This window comes from Tenacibaculum lutimaris (assembly GCF_003610735.1).
GTDB lineage: Bacteria > Bacteroidota > Bacteroidia > Flavobacteriales > Flavobacteriaceae > Polaribacter > Polaribacter lutimaris.
This window is the reverse complement of record NZ_RAQM01000009.1, coordinates 135194-151485: the sequence shown is the minus strand read 5'-3', so window position 1 is coordinate 151485 and position 16292 is coordinate 135194. Positions and strand designations below refer to the sequence as shown.

At 29.7% G+C, this 16292-nt stretch carries 18 protein-coding genes; 8 read left to right on the top strand and 10 right to left on the bottom strand.

The window, feature by feature from the left end; genetic code table 11:
- Positions 1 to 79: 79 nt before the first annotated feature.
- From C8N26_RS09155 to C8N26_RS09140, 4 genes are all read left to right on the top strand, one after another.
- Positions 80 to 1600 (top strand): helicase HerA-like domain-containing protein, encoded by a 1521-nt coding sequence (locus C8N26_RS09155; RefSeq protein WP_120187020.1) that lies wholly within the window; start codon positions 80 to 82, stop codon positions 1598 to 1600.
- Positions 1601 to 1641: 41 nt separating this feature from the next.
- Positions 1642 to 2202, top strand: coding sequence for a hypothetical protein (locus C8N26_RS09150; protein ID WP_120187019.1), 561 nt, complete (start codon positions 1642 to 1644; stop codon positions 2200 to 2202).
- Positions 2203 to 2267: 65 nt separating this feature from the next.
- Positions 2268 to 2825: a hypothetical protein gene (locus C8N26_RS09145; protein ID WP_120187018.1), complete on the top strand. Its 558-nt coding sequence runs from the start codon at positions 2268 to 2270 to the stop codon at positions 2823 to 2825.
- The gene (locus tag C8N26_RS09140; RefSeq protein WP_120187017.1) at positions 2818 to 3186 is read left to right on the top strand and encodes a cupin domain-containing protein; all 369 of its coding nucleotides are present in this window, start codon (positions 2818 to 2820) and stop codon (positions 3184 to 3186) included. Before C8N26_RS09145 ends, C8N26_RS09140 begins: the two co-directional genes overlap by 8 nt.
- Here C8N26_RS09140 and C8N26_RS09135 read toward each other — a convergent pair.
- Positions 3154 to 3843: a ZIP family metal transporter gene (locus tag C8N26_RS09135; protein WP_120187016.1), complete on the bottom strand. Its 690-nt coding sequence runs from the start codon at positions 3841 to 3843 to the stop codon at positions 3154 to 3156. The two genes, C8N26_RS09140 and C8N26_RS09135, sit on opposite strands and share 33 nt — an antisense overlap.
- Positions 3840 to 4568: a class I SAM-dependent methyltransferase gene (locus tag C8N26_RS09130; RefSeq protein ID WP_120187015.1), complete on the bottom strand. Its 729-nt coding sequence runs from the start codon at positions 4566 to 4568 to the stop codon at positions 3840 to 3842. Before C8N26_RS09130 ends, C8N26_RS09135 begins: the two co-directional genes overlap by 4 nt.
- A 112-nt stretch (positions 4569 to 4680) precedes the next feature.
- On the opposite strand from C8N26_RS09130, the gene C8N26_RS09125 reads away from it, so the two are divergent.
- Positions 4681 to 5862, top strand: coding sequence for a THUMP domain-containing class I SAM-dependent RNA methyltransferase (locus C8N26_RS09125; protein WP_120187014.1), 1182 nt, complete (start codon positions 4681 to 4683; stop codon positions 5860 to 5862).
- A gap of 30 nt (positions 5863 to 5892) precedes the next feature.
- On the opposite strand, the gene C8N26_RS09120 is transcribed toward C8N26_RS09125, so the two are convergent.
- From C8N26_RS09120 to C8N26_RS09090, 7 genes are all read right to left on the bottom strand, one after another.
- Positions 5893 to 7194, bottom strand: coding sequence for a serine hydrolase (locus C8N26_RS09120; protein WP_120187013.1), 1302 nt, complete (start codon positions 7192 to 7194; stop codon positions 5893 to 5895).
- 10 nt (positions 7195 to 7204) lie between these two features.
- Positions 7205 to 8632 (bottom strand): serine hydrolase, encoded by a 1428-nt coding sequence (locus C8N26_RS09115; protein ID WP_120187012.1) that lies wholly within the window; start codon positions 8630 to 8632, stop codon positions 7205 to 7207.
- Position 8633: 1 nt separating this feature from the next.
- The gene (locus C8N26_RS09110) at positions 8634 to 9068 is read right to left on the bottom strand and encodes a MarR family winged helix-turn-helix transcriptional regulator (protein WP_120187011.1); all 435 of its coding nucleotides are present in this window, start codon (positions 9066 to 9068) and stop codon (positions 8634 to 8636) included.
- A 163-nt stretch (positions 9069 to 9231) separates the two neighbouring features.
- Entirely contained in the window at positions 9232 to 9504 is a 273-nt protein-coding gene (locus C8N26_RS09105; protein ID WP_120187010.1) for a DUF4242 domain-containing protein, read from the bottom strand.
- Positions 9505 to 9711: 207 nt separating this feature from the next.
- Positions 9712 to 10101 (bottom strand): pentapeptide repeat-containing protein, encoded by a 390-nt coding sequence (locus tag C8N26_RS13630; protein WP_245962549.1) that lies wholly within the window; start codon positions 10099 to 10101, stop codon positions 9712 to 9714.
- Between the two features lie 265 nt (positions 10102 to 10366).
- Positions 10367 to 12271, bottom strand: a complete 1905-nt coding sequence (locus tag C8N26_RS09095; protein ID WP_120187009.1) for a tetratricopeptide repeat-containing sensor histidine kinase — start codon at positions 12269 to 12271, stop codon at positions 10367 to 10369.
- 11 nt (positions 12272 to 12282) lie between these two features.
- Positions 12283 to 13014: a LytR/AlgR family response regulator transcription factor gene (locus C8N26_RS09090; protein WP_120187008.1), complete on the bottom strand. Its 732-nt coding sequence runs from the start codon at positions 13012 to 13014 to the stop codon at positions 12283 to 12285.
- Positions 13015 to 13285: 271 nt separating this feature from the next.
- On the opposite strand from C8N26_RS09090, the gene C8N26_RS09085 reads away from it, so the two are divergent.
- Genes C8N26_RS09085 through C8N26_RS09075 form a run of 3 tightly spaced genes read left to right on the top strand, consistent with a single transcriptional unit; the run spans position 13286 to position 15355 of the window.
- Positions 13286 to 13762, top strand: a complete 477-nt coding sequence (locus C8N26_RS09085; RefSeq protein WP_120187007.1) for an outer membrane beta-barrel protein — start codon at positions 13286 to 13288, stop codon at positions 13760 to 13762.
- Positions 13763 to 13774: 12 nt separating this feature from the next.
- A complete protein-coding gene (locus C8N26_RS09080; protein ID WP_147418494.1) occupies positions 13775 to 14338 on the top strand; it encodes a hypothetical protein in 564 nt (187 codons plus the stop codon).
- A gap of 30 nt (positions 14339 to 14368) precedes the next feature.
- On the top strand, positions 14369 to 15355 hold the full coding sequence (locus tag C8N26_RS09075; protein ID WP_120187005.1) for a collagen-like protein: 987 nt from the start codon (positions 14369 to 14371) through the stop codon (positions 15353 to 15355).
- 479 nt (positions 15356 to 15834) lie between these two features.
- Here the strand turns inward: C8N26_RS09075 and C8N26_RS13625 are convergent.
- Positions 15835 to 16292, bottom strand: a 458-nt coding sequence (locus C8N26_RS13625) for a pentapeptide repeat-containing protein (protein ID WP_245962548.1), incomplete at its 5' end; no start/stop codon positions are given.

Below are 16292 nucleotides of genomic sequence, written 5' to 3'. Positions count from 1 at the left end.
CAAAGATAGGCAACATTAAAAATTAATGAATGATTTTTGTTACTTTTACGTGTTTTTATCACAAAAAAGATCAAAAATAATGAGTAAAACCCAAGAGTTTTTCAATTACATCAACGAAGGATATACAGCTAAAGGAGAGTTTATTACGTTAGGAGCAGGAATGTTAGGTGAAGAAACCGTAACCAATGCCTTGGTAAATATACCTTTAAAAACATTAAACCGTCACGGATTAATAGCTGGAGCAACAGGAACAGGAAAAACAAAAACCTTGCAAGTGCTGGCAGAAAACATGTCAGAAAAAGGAATTCCTGTATTGTTAATGGATGTAAAAGGAGACTTAAGTGGACTAGCGCAACCAAGCCCTGGACATGCTAAGATTGATGAACGCCACGAAAAAATTGGAATACCATTTACTCCAACAAAATTTCCAATAGAAATTTTATCAATTTCAGAACAAAACGGAGTTCGTTTACGTGCTACAGTTTCTGAATTTGGACCTGTTTTATTATCACGTATTTTAGATTTGACTGAAACACAATCTGGTATTGTAGCGATTATTTTTAAATATTGTGATGATAACCAATTACCGTTATTAGACTTAAAAGATTTCAAGAAAATCCTTCAATATATAACCAATGAAGGTAAAGAAGAAGTTCAAGGAGAGTATGGACGAATTTCTACCGCAAGTACAGGAGCAATTCTTAGAAAAATTATAGAAATAGAACAACAAGGAGGTGATTTATTCTTTGGAGAAAAATCATTTGAAGTTGACGATTTAACCCGTATTGATGAAAACGGACGTGGAGTTATTTCTGTATTACGATTAACAGATATACAAGATAGACCAAAACTGTTTTCAACCTTTATGCTACAGTTATTAGCAGAGGTATATGAAACTTTTCCAGAGCAAGGAGATAGTGGTCGACCAGAATTGGTGATTTTTATAGATGAAGCCCATTTAGTGTTTGATGAAGCGTCAAAAGCGTTATTAAGTCAAATAGAAAGCATCGTAAAATTAATTCGATCTAAAGGAATAGGATTGTATTTTGTTACACAAAATCCAAAAGATGTTCCAGAAGATGTATTAGCACAGTTAGGAATGAAAATTCAGCATGCTTTACGTGCATTTACAGCAAAAGATAGAAAAGCAATTAAATTAGCCGCAGAAAATTATCCAGATTCTGAATATTATGATACTAAAGAAGTATTAACACAGTTGGGAATAGGTGAGGCGTTGATTTCTGTATTAAATGAAAAAGGAATTCCAACTCCACTAGTACGAACCATGTTGCGTGCACCCATGAGTAGAATGGATGTGTTAACAGAAAAGGAAATTAAACAAGTATTAGATAATTCTAAATTAATACCTAAGTACAATGATACTTTAGATAGAGAAAGTGCTTACGAAATATTAAATAAGAAAATTGAAAAGATAAATAAAGAAGAGGAAGAAGAAGCAAAAAGAGAAGAGGAGGACAAGACAAGAAGAAGAACCTCTTCTAGCCGAACTAGTACACGTATGAACCCAATTGTAAAGGTGTTAACAAGTGCTACATTTATTCGTGCTGCTTTCGGAATTTTAAAGAAGGTAATAAAATAACAAATAAGAAAAATAGACGTTTTAAATATAAAAGAAGAACAATGAGAACATTAATGAAACCTTTAGCAGTTGCTATAATGGCAATAGTATTTGTACAATGTGGCAATAGTAAATTTGATATCGCTAAAGGAAAAGTAGGGGAGCTAACAACTAAAACAACTGTGCAAGAAATTGAAGGTCTTTTCAAGCAAGATTCAGTAGTAAAAGTTTTAAGTGAAGGAGCTAAAGGAGATAATCTTTTTCAAGAAGATGATAAATATTTAGTGTATGAAAAAGGAGGGAAACATTTGTTAACCATCACCCCAAAAGAGCAGTTAGACTCTACATCAACAATTAAGAGTATCGAAATTTTTGATGATCGTTTTAAAACAAAATCAGGAGTAAATATAAAATCTACTTTTCAAGAAATTAATGCAAATACTAAAGTAAGTAAAGTAGAGTCATCATTTTCATCAGCAACCTTATTTATTGATGATTTAAATGCAACAATTACGATTGATAATGAAGATTTAGGGTTAAAAGAATTTAGTACTCAAAAAGTAACCAAAGAGCAAATTCCAGATTTAGCCAAAATTAAATCATTTACTATTTGGTTTAACTAAAATATTCGAAGCCGAAACATTTGTTTCGGCTTTTTAATTAATAATAGCTATGTAAATTTAAAAAGATGGAAGTAATAAAAATAGCATTTTTTGTATTGGGAGTTTTCTTTGGAGAAAATAGTAGAATAGGAGCGGAGAAAACAACTGTTACTATAAATCCAAAAGAGCAAACAATAACTATAGTTCAAGAAAACATATTTGCACTTATAGCGAATGAAGCAGATAGTATGCAAGTTAGTTCAGAACTAAAAAAAGTGGTAGCAAGAAACTGGAGGAAAGAAATAGAAAGCTATCCATCAAAATCATGTACTTTATATGTTAGTGATAAGGGTAGTTTAAACGCAAAAATTACATTGAAGTATACTTCTGAAAATATATTAAGAGATTTTGCGCTAGATTTTAATAAAGAAACCAAAGAATTCTCTTTAATTAACATTCCTGATTGGAATGTTGAAACAGAAGATGGAGCGTTAAAAGGAAATTATTGGAGGTTTAGTGCCGATAACAGTTTTACCTTTGTTGTTACTCCTTTTAAAAACATGCCAGGTAGGTTTAAAAGTGTTAAAAGAAGTCTTCTACCAATTTGGGAAGCTGAGAACTCAAAAATAAAACAAGATGAGTAAAAAATATACCATTCAAAAAAGTCCGTTTGTGGTACCAACTACTGATGGAAAGTTAATTGAAGAACATTTTGGTAATGCTACTGATAGAAACTCAAAAGTAAGTATTGCACATATGATAGCTCCTGCAGGGTGGAGCGAGCCTTTTCAAACTCCAGAATTTGAAGAGTATACTTACATTATTAAAGGAAAAAAACAATTCAATATTGATGGTGAAATCATGGTGCTAGAAGCAGGGCAATCCATCAAAATTGAAAAGAATGTACGTGTGCAGTATTCTAATCCTTTTACAGAGCCTTGTGAGTATTTAGCAGTTTGTTTACCAGCTTTCTCAATGGGGTTGGTGCATCGTGAAGATAGTTAACAATACTCCTAAAATAATGGCTGCAAATTTTTTGTAGTTGAATTTGTGGTTTTCAGTACTTTCAAAAAGGATAATAGTTGAAATATGTAAAAATACTCCGATAATTAAGGCAGTAATTTCAGTGTTATACTCCATAATTACAGGTACTTTATCAGCAACTAAAATTCCTAACGGACTCATCAATGCAAATACCGTTAAAAAGAAAAAAATTGTTTTTTTCGAATATTTAGCGTGTAATAAAAAGGTGGTTAAAACAATTGCAATTGGAATTTTATGTACGATGATTGCCCACAATAAATTATCATCGGCATGATGAATAGGTAGTCCTTCAGAAAAAGCATGAATACATAAACTTACAAAGAGCATCCAAGGAAATTCGGAAGAATCTGAGTGTAAATGTATATGTCCGTGTTCAGCACCTTTAGAAAAAGATTCTAATATCGATTGTATTATAATTCCCACCAAAATCAAAATACCTACTAGTTTAGTGTTATCGGTATGATGGTATACTTCTGGTAATAAATGTAAAATAGTAACAGAAAGTAGATAAGCACCACTAAAAGCTAATAACAAACGAACGAAGTTATTGCTTGGTTTTAGCATAAAAACTAACAAAACACCTAATAAAACGGCTGAAATTAATAAGAAGTAACTCATTTGGCAACGATAATTAAACGATCAGAAGATTGTGAATTGAATTTATTCAGGCTATAGTCGCCAAAAATATGTATTACTTGCAAATTCACTTCATCAAAGTACGATTGTAATTTTTCTAAAGTTAAGAATTTTACGCGTTCGGTATACAAATGTGATTTTCCTTCAGCAGCAAAAGAAATATGCTTTAAGATAAATCCGTTTTTGATTTCTTTTTTTATGTGAAATTCAATATCGTCAATAATTTTTACTTCTTCTTTTACCAACGTGTTTTTTACTTTTTCAACATTTAAGAAGTCCAAAACAAATACACCGCCCTCTTTCAATCCGTTTTTAATACTTTTTAAAACAGCAATGTCTTCATTGTCATCTTCAAAATAACCAAAACTGGTAAAAAGATTAAACACAGCATCGTATTTACTTTCAATAGGTTTTCGCATGTCCCAAACTTCAAAATGAAGCGTTTCATTCTCAAATTGTTTGGCATGTTCAATGCTATTTTCACTTAAATCACCTCCCACAACATCATAACCTAACGAGTTTAAGTACACTGCATGACGTCCTTTACCACAAGGTAAATCAGCAATACGACTCAATTTAGGTAATTGTAAAAAAGAAGTAATGTTTCGCATGAAAAACTGTGCATCGGCATCGTTTCTATGCTTGTATAAAATATGATAGTATGGTGTGTTAAACCACGAAGTAAACCAATCTGTTGTTGTATTCATAACTCTAAGGTCTGCAAAAATACATAAAACTTACGTTTTTTATATTCAAAGTAGAAAAGATTGATAACAACCCAAAATTAGCTGTACTTTTGCAATGAAATTTTACAGTTACATGGAAAAAGATTTTAAAATGACCGCCGTTACCATGGCAGGTTTAGAAGGTGTTTTAGCAGACGAATTACGTCAGTTAGGAGCAATGGAAGTGAAAGAAGGAATAAGAAGTGTTGCTTTTAGAGGTGATAAGGGTTTTATGTATAAAGCAAATATTGCATTACGTACCGCTATTCGTATCTTGAAACCGATTAAACGCAGTAAAATTTATGATGAAGAAGATTTATATGAGGCTATTCAACGTGTAAAATGGGAACGTTTTTTAGATGTTGACGGTACATTTGCAATCGGAGCGGTAGTAAACTCGAATAATTTTACTTCTAACTCACATTATATCAGTTTAAAATCGAAGGATGCTATTGCTGATTATTTTATGCACAAGTATAAAAAACGTCCGAATGTAGATTTAAAATACCCTGATGTTAAGGTTCATATTCATATTCATAAAGAGTGGTTAACCATTTCGTTAGATTCTTCGGGTGAATCGTTACACAAGCGTGGTTATAGAAGTGCAACAAATATTGCGCCGATTAATGAGGTGTTAGCAGCAGGATTAATTTTGCTTTCAGGATATAAAGGTGAAGAGAACTTTATTGACCCGATGTGTGGTTCTGGAACTATTTTGATAGAAGCTGCAATGATTGCAAATCAAATTCCAGCAAACATTAACCGTAAGCATTTTGCTTTTGAAAATTGGAACGATTACGATGAAGACTTGTATTTCATCATTCAAGATTCTTTATTGAAGAAAATACGAAGTTCACATTTTAAAATAATGGGCTTTGATAAGGCTCCTTCTGCGGTTAGAAAGGCACAACAAAACATTATCAATGCAAATTTAGATGAGTTTATAGGTGTACACCATGTAAATTTCTTTAACTCTAAAAAAGAGGTTTTTGGTAAAACTACAATTTTGTTCAATCCTCCTTATGGTGAGCGTTTAAATATCGATGTAGAAGAGTTTTACACAAAAATAGGGGATACCTTAAAGAATAATTACCCGAATTCAACAGCGTGGTTAATTACGTCGGATATTCAAGCCTTAAAGCATGTAGGTTTACGAACCTCGAAAAGAATTCCGCTTAAGAATGCTGATTTAGATTGTCGTTTTGTAAAGTACGAACTCTATGAAGGAAGTAAAAAAGAAAAGAAAAATACGTCATTTAATGACGAAGAAGAATAAGAAAAACTCCGCTGAAAAAGCGGAGTTTTTTTATGAATTTGTTTTCTTTTTAATTTCTGGAACTCCAGCTTTTCTGGTTATAATTTGAATAACTTTTCCTCTTATATTTTTAATAAATTCAACAGTTCTATCATTATTATCAGAACGAAAAAACTTAACCTCCGATTCTGGTAATAATTCGTAATCATTATAGTATAACCTTCCATTCCTTTTTAGAATAGTAATGTTTTCATATTTACCAACATACTCGTTATATATTGTAGTATCTATTTTAACTTGTTGATGTTTGTACGGAAGTTCAACAGGTTTGTTAAAACAAATTGCAGCAAGTGCGTAGGCAATTAAATACGAAGCAGATTGATTGTTAGATAAAACGGTAATAAAAATATCATCATCCGTATATTTATTAAAAGAAGTCATAGCTCCATAAAAGCCTCCATCATGAGCAATTAATTCGTGATTTTGATTGTAAAAAGGATTGATAATTAAACCAAACCCAAAACTTTGATCATTATACGATGTAAACATCTTCTTCTTAGAGGTTTCGTTTAGTAAAATAGTACTGTCAAAGAGAGCCTTGTTCCAGAGATATAAATCTTCTACAGTAGAGTAGATTCCATCATGCCCAATATTAAAATTCCAGTTTATGTATGGATTTTTTATGAGTTTACCGTTCTTTTTATAATAGCTTTTAGCAGATTTTATAACTATTGAATCATTAGTACTTACACCTGTATTGTACATTTTAGTTTTATCAAACAGATTTGTTTTGAGATATGTTGCATATGATTGATTGGAAACTTTTTCAATAATTCGCGCAAGTAAGTAATAACCAATATTACTATATGATGTGTTTGAACCAGGTTTAAATAAAAGTGGTTTTTGCATAATATAGTTTGCAACAGAATCTTTATTTATAGATGTTTTAGCAAGGTACAACTCGTCATAATCCATTTGAAAACCAGCGTTATGAGTCAACATCATTTTTATCGTAATCTGATTTCCTTCTGGGAAATCTGGATAGTACTTACTAAGTTTATCATCAAGCGATATTTTTCCTTTTTCTATTAATTGCATAATAGCAACTGCGGTAAATTGTTTTGATACGGAAGCCAAACTAAATTTAGTATCTATTGTATTAGGAGTTTTCCATTCATAATCGGCTAAACCGTATGCTTTTTTAAGTAAAACAGCATCTTTTTTAGTAATTAATACAGTTCCTGAAAAATTATTAATGCTTGCTTGAGCATCCATATAACTTTCTAACGTTGTCTTTTGTTGGGCAAAAGTTACCGTTGTAATTAGTATGAGTAGAATAGTGAAGTATTTCATTTAATTACAATTAAACAGATTTTAATACTTTTAGTTTCTCTACGGCATTTGTGTTTTTAGGATTCAGGTCTAAACTTTTTTGATAATTTTCAATAGCTTTTTTCGTTTGTCCATCTTTCATATATGCTTCTCCTAAAGAATCGTATGCATCATATGATTTAGGAAAAGAGAATACTTCAAGAGTAAATAAATCAATAGCTTTTTTATAAAAACCTCTTTTAATCATTTCATAACCTTTAGCATTTAAGTTAATTTCAGACAGCTTGAAGTTTGAGTTTTTAATCGCATTTTTAGCTTGTTCAAGACCATTATCTAAACAAGTTTTAGTTACTTCTTTAGTAAAAAAGTAATTATCTAACTTAGGAGTGGCACCTGAAATAGTTTTCTCTATAAAAAAGCGAGCATCAAAAAAGCCTTGATCTAAATCTTTGTTTGTTAAAAGTATAACAGTGTAGTTTTGCTTTTCAAAAATTCGCCATTCAGCACCTGTACCATAATGTCCGCCACTATGTCCGTAAATTCCAGAGCCTTTAGCTCCCGCAAATTGCATTCCATACCCATACCAATTACCCTCTGATTCTTTTTTCATCATATCGGTATATTTAACATTTAGGAGCTCGTTATTTTTAAATGCAGTAGAGAATTGATATAAACCATCTACGTTAGAGTAACCACCGCCAGCAGGTCCGCCTTTTACAGCCCCCATAAAAATGGTTTTCTGTAATTGGTTAGGAAAAATATCTGATAGTGTATAATTTTCAGCTGCGTTTTCAATAGTGAGATCAATATCATAATTGCCAGTATTTTTCATATTTGCTATTGAAAAAATATGTTCTTCTATATATTTTTCATAAGGCATTTTTGTAACTGCTTCTATAATTCTACCAAGAATAATATAATTGGTATTTCTATAAGCAAATTGTTCATTTGGTTTAAACTCTAAAGGTTCATTTTCGTATAAGTTTTTAAGGCTTTCTAAAGTTCTGAATTGTTCTTTTGAGGTGTTCAAGAATTTTTCTGAATGAAAATAGTTTGGTAACCCACTTCTATGTTTTAGCAATAGTTCAATAGTTACAGAATCTCTTACTACTTTATTAGCATAATTAGGAAGGTGCTTTCCAATATTATCTTGTAAGGATAATTTTCCTTTTTGTATTAATTGAAATATAGCAACGGCAGTAAATGATTTACCGATAGATGCATATGAAAACTTAGTTTTAGTATTGTTCTTTACTTTGTGTCCTAAATGAGCATATCCGTATGCTTTTTTTAATAATATGCTGTCATTTTTAGCTATTAGGACAGTACCGCTAAATCCATCTAAAGAATCTAAATAGTTTGCTATTTTAGTTATTTTTTGATCTTTAATAGGTGTAGTTTTTTTCTTTATACAAGAAAAAGTAATTACGAGTACTAGTAGATAGGTTATTTTCTTCATTTTAAGAATTACAATTTTTAGTTATTTTTTTTAAGGTTTTATAAAGTTGCTCTAGCTCTTCAAAGGAAATTGTATTTAAGGCAGTTTCTCTATTTTTTTGTATTACAGGCTTTAATTTTTTGATGATTTCTTTTCCTTTTTCTGTAATTTCTAACTTAGCTTTTCGTTTGTCTTGATTGTCTGTTGATTTTACTAGATAATCTTTTTTAATCATCAACTTTACAATTCGTGTCATTGAAGCGTAGTCTTTAAAAACCAAATCGGCAATTTCAGTTTGAGATTTATCATTATTTTCAAGTAACAATAAAATTAAGCCCTGATCTACAGTAATATCAGGCACAACTTCTGAGATATTATGTTGACTTAGTTTTCGATATGCTTTTATAGCTTCCTCTATAGAGTATAATACTGTGGTGGTTGGTGTATTGAAATTCATTTTGTTTGATATATCAATCAAATATATAATTTTGTTTGATATATCAAGTAAAATTATAAAAAATCATTTTCTAAAAAAAAAAGAATAAATTAAGCTTAATTACAAAAGCCTTGTAAAAAACAAGGCTTCTTTGATTGTTTTAATGAAAAAATAGTTGTTTTAGTTACTCTGCAGTGATAGGGTCAATAATGGTTGTAACTTTACTGATTTTTGTTAAAGGAAAACCACCTTTTTCAGCGTGCTCACGGATTTTTGATTCATTAGGAGCATTATAAATACAATATATTTTGTTACCAGTAACATAACTATGTACCCATTGAATTTTTGGTCCTAATTCTTCTAAAACATTACAAGAGGTTTGTGAAATTTCTTTTAATTGCTCAGGTGCTAAGTCACCAGCTCCTTCGAGCTCTCGCTCAATAACATACTTTGGCATAATTTAAAGATTTAGTTCCTACTCGTTTGGTTTTTCGGATTTACCCCGTTTTTAAATGGTTTCTGGACTCCATTAGTAGTTTTTTTGAGGGTAAGAAGTTATGTACTAAGTTACTATAATTAGTTATGAAAGGCAACCTAAATTTTTAAAAAGCAAAAACTCGTAATTTTTATTACGAGTTTTGCTTTGAATGAAAGTTTTTTCAAATTATTTTTTTAGTAAGTATTTGTTAAAACTTTTGCCGTTTATTTTAGTGTATTTTGAATCAATATCAAAAGCTACCTCCATACCTGTTATATCAAATTCACCTGATACTTTGGTATATTTTATGTTTAAGTCTTCTTCAAACTTAACGTTTCTAAACGATACACCGTTTTTAAAATCAGTATATTTAAAAATAGCACTTTCGTTAAATACTGAGTTTTCAAAACTTACAAAACGCTTAAAATTAGCGTATTTAAAAGTAGATGGTTCTTCAAATAAGGTATTTTTAAAAGAAATATCTCTGTTAAACTTAGCATATTTAAAAGTAGAATCTCCTTTAAACTTAGAGCCAGAAAAGTCTGTGTTTTTTTCAAAGTCAGAATATTTAAACATTGCTTTTTGTTCAAAGGTACAATCTTTAAAAATTACGAAGTCTTCAAAATTAGCAACAAAAGTATATCCATTTTTTTCATCAGGAATATAGGCTAATACATCATCTTCAAAAACACAGTTTATAAATGAAATCCTATTAGTAATTTGTTTTTCAACAGTGTTAGTTCCACCAAGTTTTTCTGGCAGGAAGTTTAGGGAGTGCTTCTTCCATAAAAGTAAAATCTAAAGTGCCTTTATCTGTTTAAACACAGATCTAAAAGTTTAATTATAGAGGGATTTTAATAATAACTTTAGTTCCAGCAGGGCTGCTTAATTTATCTTTTAAATCTTCATAAGAAAGAGTATAGTTTTCTTTATAAAAATTTTCTAAAATTTGATTTACAAGGTTAATACCTATTGATGAGTTCTTATAAGTTTTTTGTTTTATTTTAAATTCAGAAGCTTTTTGTCTTCCAATACCGTTATCAATAATTATAATATGAATATGTTCTTTTAGTTGTTGTATTTTAATACTTATTTTTTTGTTTGGTACAGTAGCTATTCCATGCCAAATAGAGTTCTCTAATAGGGGTTGTAAAACAAAGGGAGGGATATTAATATTCTCTACTGAAATGTTTTCAGAAACGATTAACCTAAAATTAATATTATCTTCAAAACGTGCGTTTTCAAGTTCAACATAAAGTTGAGAGTTGTATAATTCATCCTCTAAAGAAATACTTTGTATTACACTTTTTTCTAATACTCTTCTTGTAAATTCAGAGAATTTATTAAGATAATCAATCGCATCATGCTTTTCATTTTTAATGATATAATATTTTATTGAGTTAAGTGCGTTAAAAATAAAATGTGGATTTAATTGAGAGCGTAATACTTTACTGTTTAAGTCGGATATCTTTTTTTTAGCTTGTAACTGTTTTTGACGTGAGAGGAAGTAAATAATTATAAAAAATAGCACAATTGAACCAGAGCCAATAACCCATAGATTTCTTGAGTTTTTATGATTTAGGTCACTTATTTTTTTTTCTGTTTCTAATTTTTTTATTTGCTCTTTTTTCTTGTTGGTTTCATACTTTAGAATTAAGTCATTAATATACTGTGCTTTTTTATTATTATTAAAAATTTGTTTAATATCTATGTGTTTTTTATAGTGCTGGAGAGCTGTTTGATATTGGTTTCTATCTTGGTAATATTCATAAAAATAATAATGGATGTTAAATAACAAAGTTTTAAAAGATTCCTCTTCAGCAATTTTTAAACTTTTGGTCAAATATTTTTTTGCTTTTTCATATTCTTTTGTTTTTAAAAATAAATGACCAAAATTTTTATAAGTACTGGCTATATAGAATTTGTTTTTTACAGAACAAGCAATAGGCATTGCTTGTTCAATATAGTTTTTAGCTTTACTATAATTCTGTTTTTTTATATTAATTTTGGCTAAACTATTATAACAAATCATTCTACCAAAGTGATTGTTAATGGTAGTGTCAATTTCAAGAGCTTTAAGGATATAGTTTTCAGCCTCATCTAGTTTGTTTTGTAAAACTTTAATTTTTCCAATATTTTCATAATTAATAGATTGAGACCATTTGTTTTTAGATTTTTTTGAATAATTTAAAGCTGATTGATAATTTTTTAAAGCTAAATCATACTGCTCTAAATAAAAGTAAATGTTACCGATTGAGTTGTATGATACCTCAATACTTCTTAGTATTCCAAAAGAAGGGTTTTCTATTTTTTCAGCAATTTCTAAGGCTTCTTGGTTATAGTCAATAGCAGTTTTATGAGCATCCATTTTTCGATAATCAACACCTATCATATTTAGACAAAAAATAATGAACTCATCACTTTGTATTCTCCTTGCAGTTTTTAAAGCTTTCTTATGAGTAGTTATAGCTTTATCAAATAAAGAATACTTACGATAGTTGTTGCCCAAATGAATTAGTTGGTATATTTCACCGTAAGCAAAACCTTCTTTTTTAAATTTTTTTATAAGTTCTTTTTGTTTGGTAGTATCTTTATTATATTTTTTTAAATATTTGTTTATTTCTTTGTAGGTATAAGTTTTGCGGTGATCTAAACTATCTATAGGGTTTTTACCTTGAATAGTAACCGAGTAAAACAAGGACACTATCAATACGGTAAGCTTAAAGAAACAACTAATTTTAATCATAGCTTCTAAAATTAAAAATGATTTAAAAGTTCATTTTTTTTGTGACGAGCTACAGGAATTTTTTTATTGTTATCCATGATTAAGTAAGCTTCCGTTTTAAAGAATTTTTTAATTTTATGAAGGTTAACTATATAAGAATTGTGTATACGATAAAAAGAATTATTATCTAACAAGTTTGCTACCTCTTTTAGTTTTTTACTAAGCATAATTTCTTTTTCACTTTCAATTATTAACCTTGTGTAACTACCATCAGCTTCAGCATAAATAATTTTATGTAGTTCAATAAAAGTTATACATCCATCTGTATATACGGCAATTCTTTTTTTTGTTTCTTGTTTGTTAAGGTTAGATAAAATTTTTTCAATAGCACTCAAATCTACAGTAGATATTTTACGTTTTTTTACTCTATTTATAGCTTCCTTTAAATGTAAGTGATTAATAGGCTTAAGTAAATAGTCGTAAGCTCCTTTTCTAATAGCCTTTAGAGCATGTTCACTATAAGCAGTAGTAAAAATTACAGCAAAATCGTTATTTATTTTATCTAAAAAAGTAAAACCATTCATTGAAGGCATTTCTATATCTAAAAAAAGAGCATCAATTTTAGTACTCTTTAAGAATAAGATAGCTTCTTTTGGGTCAGTAAATGTTTGTAAGACCTTTATATCATCCTTAAAACTTCCTAATTCCCAAATTAAGTTTTCAATAGATTTTGATTCATCGTCTACAATAATTGCTTTAATCATTTTTCAAGAAATTTTGAGGCTAATTTACAATTTATCTTTGTTAAAAAATAACTCAAAGATGTGAAAATACGTGTTTTAACCATGTGTTGTATAAAATTGTTCATAGTTTGTGTTTACTTCTTTTTAATTGGTTTTATGAAATTTATTAAGCAAAATGTAAATTGATATAGCGAGTAGTAAAAAGGTGTTTTTATTAACTACTCTCTTAATACATATTTGCAGCCGTGTTTAGAGAAACACAAAAAAGGAATGTATAATTAATTAAAAAAAAATGAGAAAAAACGTATTAACAATTTTAGCATTATTTGTAACTGTAATTGCTTTTAGTCAAACAAAAGTGGGGGCAAATGTAGTTTATGGAACTAGTTCAGGTTTAGGTTTAGGAGTGAAAGCTTCATTTGACGTATCTGAAAAGTTTAAAATATCTCCAAGTGTAAACTATTATTTTCCGGAAGATATACCTGGAGTGTCAACTACAAGCATGAGCTTTGAAGCAGATGCACATTACTTCTTTGAATTGCAAGATAAATTTAGCTTATATCCATTAGCTGGTCTTAACGTATGGTACACAAGTGTATCGTCATCATATGCAGCGTTTTCTGCTTCATCAACCAATTTTGGATTAAACCTTGGTGGAGGAGCAAATTACAAACTTTCAGATAAGTTAACAGGTTTTTCAGAAATTAAACTAATGGTAACGCAAGGAAGTCAGGTTGTGTTTAATGCAGGGGTAATGTATAGTTTATAAAAAAATAATATTATGAAAACAACAGTAAAACATGTTTTTTGCCTTTTAACAATAGTAATGATGGGAGGTATAGTAACATCTTGTTCAAGTAGTGAAGAGGATATTGATATTGATGTAGCAAGCAAGTCGTATTTTGAATTTACCATGGACGGAGTTGAGCATAAAAGTGGAGATTTAGCTGCTTCTATAGGAATGAGTGTAGAAGGAGTTGATGAGGAAACAGGGGATGATTTTAAAATAATTTACTCTTGGGTGTCATCAGAGAAAACAAGTGTAACATTAGCTCCTTTAGTTATTAACGGAGAGCAAAAAACTTTGGGACTAAGTGAAGAGGAAAATGCATTTTCTTTAGCTGCTATTAAAATAGGTCAAGAGGTTTATTTAGCTAAAGAAGGAGCATTAAACATAAAAAAGGAGGTGCCTTATTATGAAGTAGAAGTAGAAAATGAAAATGGAAAAGGAGTAGCGTTGGAGTGTTTAATCGAATTTTCAGGAACATTTGTTAAGGGTTCAAACCATGATGAAGAACATTCAGTTTCAGGAAAAGTATACGTAGCAAAACCTTTAATGTATTAAACAAATTAATAATAAATTAAACAAGTAATAATGAAAAAAAGAATTTTAAAATTTAAAATGTTAATAGCTGTATTAGCATTAAGTACAGCGGTAGTAAGTTGTTCTGGAGATGATGGTGCAATAGGACCAGAAGGAGAACAAGGTATGCAAGGAGAACAGGGTATACAGGGTGAACAAGGTATACCTGGTAAAGATGGAAACATAATTATAAGTGGAACAGGAGCACCAGATTTAGAAATAGGTAATATAGGTGATATGTATTTAGATATGAGTACAAGTAACCTATATGGACCTAAGTCAGAAAGTGATTGGGGTACTCCTTTAAATTTAAAAGGAGCAGACGGAGCTGATGGTCAGGACGGAGCAGACGGAGCAGACGGAGCTGATGGTCAGGACGGAGCAGACGGTTCAGCTATTTTAAGAGGCTCAGGAGCCCCATCTACCTCTCTTGGTAATCTTGGAGATTATTATATAGATTCATCAACAGGAGATCTTTACGGACCTAAAACCGTAATTAGAGTTGTAGGGAGACCAGATCTTGTTACTTGGGGTAACCCAATAAATTTAAAAGGAACAGCTAATGTTGTGGCTAGTAATTGGGTAGAATATGGAGTTTTTCCAATTTCTAAAATATTAGATGTTAAAAGAAAAACATTTGGGATACCTAGTCCTATTCTTTCTGCTATTGGAGAATCCTCAATGGCTGATTTTTATGACAAAGGAGGAGTAGTTTTATTTTACGGGAAAAATTTTAATAACGATTATATGCGAATGTTTAATTATGAGCTTAATAATATTAAGTATTCAATATTTACAGGGTTTACTAATGATTTTAGATTAGAGGTAAAAGGTTTAAGTGGTTCAATTTTACCAGTAGAAAGTTATGGAGAAGGAAATCAATTTCGTTACGTTTTAATTCCTGCAGGTACGCAACTTAGTGGTAAAGGAGTTAATAAAGAAGATTTATCACAACTTAGCTGGGAAGAAGTAAAAGAAAAGTTTAACATAGTAGACTAGTAAGAGTTTTCATTTAATAGTTTTATAAGTCATTTTGGGTGTTTTTTATAGAGTTGTAATTACAAATTATTCCTTTTAGGTTTCTCATCTCCCCTTAATACCTTTAAAATTCGCTCAAAATGACACTTTTTAAAATTATAGAAGTTAAACTAACTAATAGTTAAAGTTAAATAGCAGGTTTAAGATTTAGATTAGGATGTTTTAACTTAAATGAATTGAACTTTAAGTATGTAATTATTAATAATTGTGTTTCCCTTTACTCTCTTTAAATCATATAAATAATAGTTTTAAGTTTGTATTAAAACCAGAATAGAACTACTTAATAGAAAGCGTTTAAAAAAGAGAAATTTAGTGTAATGTTTATAGTAGTTTTATTTGAAAGGAGAAGTGTTTTTTACTTCTCCTTTTTTTATTAAACTATATTTAAAGTTCTTATAAACATTCTATAACACCTATAAGATATTTAAATTAGATTTGAGTTACTTCTTCAGCAGGTGTTTGTTAAAACTTTTACCGTTTATTTTAGTGTACTTTGAGTCAATATCAAAGGCTACTTCCATACCTGTTATATCAAATTCACCTGATACTTTGGTGTATTTTATGTTTAAGTCTTCTTCAAACTTAACGTTTCTAAACGATACACCGTCTTTAAAGTCAGTGTATTTAAAAATAGCACTTTCGTTAAATACTGAGTTTTCAAAACTTACATAACGCTTAAAATTAGCATATTTAAAAGTAGATGGTTCTTCAAATAAGGTATTTTTAAAAGAAATACCTCTGTTAAACTTAGCATATTTAAAAGTAGAATCTCCTTTAAACTTAGAGCCAGAAAAGTCTGTGTTTTTTTCAAAGTCAGAATATTTAAACATTGCTTTTTGTTCAAAGGTACAATCTTTAAAAATTACGAAGTCTTCAAAATTAGCAACAAAAGTATACC

What these genes read in the sequence shown, in the direction of transcription:
- C8N26_RS09155 (WP_120187020.1), top strand. Translation starts at nt 80, where the DNA reads ATGAGTAAAACCCAAGAGTTTTTCAATTACATCAACGAAGGATATACA.
- C8N26_RS09150 (WP_120187019.1), top strand. Translation starts at nt 1,642, where the DNA reads ATGAGAACATTAATGAAACCTTTAGCAGTTGCTATAATGGCAATAGTA.
- C8N26_RS09145 (WP_120187018.1), top strand. Translation starts at nt 2,268, where the DNA reads ATGGAAGTAATAAAAATAGCATTTTTTGTATTGGGAGTTTTCTTTGGA.
- C8N26_RS09140 (WP_120187017.1), top strand. Translation starts at nt 2,818, where the DNA reads ATGAGTAAAAAATATACCATTCAAAAAAGTCCGTTTGTGGTACCAACT.
- C8N26_RS09135 (WP_120187016.1), bottom strand. Translation starts at nt 3,843, where the DNA reads ATGAGTTACTTCTTATTAATTTCAGCCGTTTTATTAGGTGTTTTGTTA.
- C8N26_RS09130 (WP_120187015.1), bottom strand. Translation starts at nt 4,568, where the DNA reads ATGAATACAACAACAGATTGGTTTACTTCGTGGTTTAACACACCATAC.
- C8N26_RS09125 (WP_120187014.1), top strand. Translation starts at nt 4,681, where the DNA reads ATGGAAAAAGATTTTAAAATGACCGCCGTTACCATGGCAGGTTTAGAA.
- C8N26_RS09120 (WP_120187013.1), bottom strand. Translation starts at nt 7,194, where the DNA reads ATGAAATACTTCACTATTCTACTCATACTAATTACAACGGTAACTTTT.
- C8N26_RS09115 (WP_120187012.1), bottom strand. Translation starts at nt 8,632, where the DNA reads ATGAAGAAAATAACCTATCTACTAGTACTCGTAATTACTTTTTCTTGT.
- C8N26_RS09110 (WP_120187011.1), bottom strand. Translation starts at nt 9,068, where the DNA reads ATGAATTTCAATACACCAACCACCACAGTATTATACTCTATAGAGGAA.
- C8N26_RS09105 (WP_120187010.1), bottom strand. Translation starts at nt 9,504, where the DNA reads ATGCCAAAGTATGTTATTGAGCGAGAGCTCGAAGGAGCTGGTGACTTA.
- C8N26_RS13630 (WP_245962549.1), bottom strand. Translation starts at nt 10,101, where the DNA reads ATGTTTAAATATTCTGACTTTGAAAAAAACACAGACTTTTCTGGCTCT.
- C8N26_RS09095 (WP_120187009.1), bottom strand. Translation starts at nt 12,271, where the DNA reads ATGATTAAAATTAGTTGTTTCTTTAAGCTTACCGTATTGATAGTGTCC.
- C8N26_RS09090 (WP_120187008.1), bottom strand. Translation starts at nt 13,014, where the DNA reads ATGATTAAAGCAATTATTGTAGACGATGAATCAAAATCTATTGAAAAC.
- C8N26_RS09085 (WP_120187007.1), top strand. Translation starts at nt 13,286, where the DNA reads ATGAGAAAAAACGTATTAACAATTTTAGCATTATTTGTAACTGTAATT.
- C8N26_RS09080 (WP_147418494.1), top strand. Translation starts at nt 13,775, where the DNA reads ATGAAAACAACAGTAAAACATGTTTTTTGCCTTTTAACAATAGTAATG.
- C8N26_RS09075 (WP_120187005.1), top strand. Translation starts at nt 14,369, where the DNA reads ATGAAAAAAAGAATTTTAAAATTTAAAATGTTAATAGCTGTATTAGCA.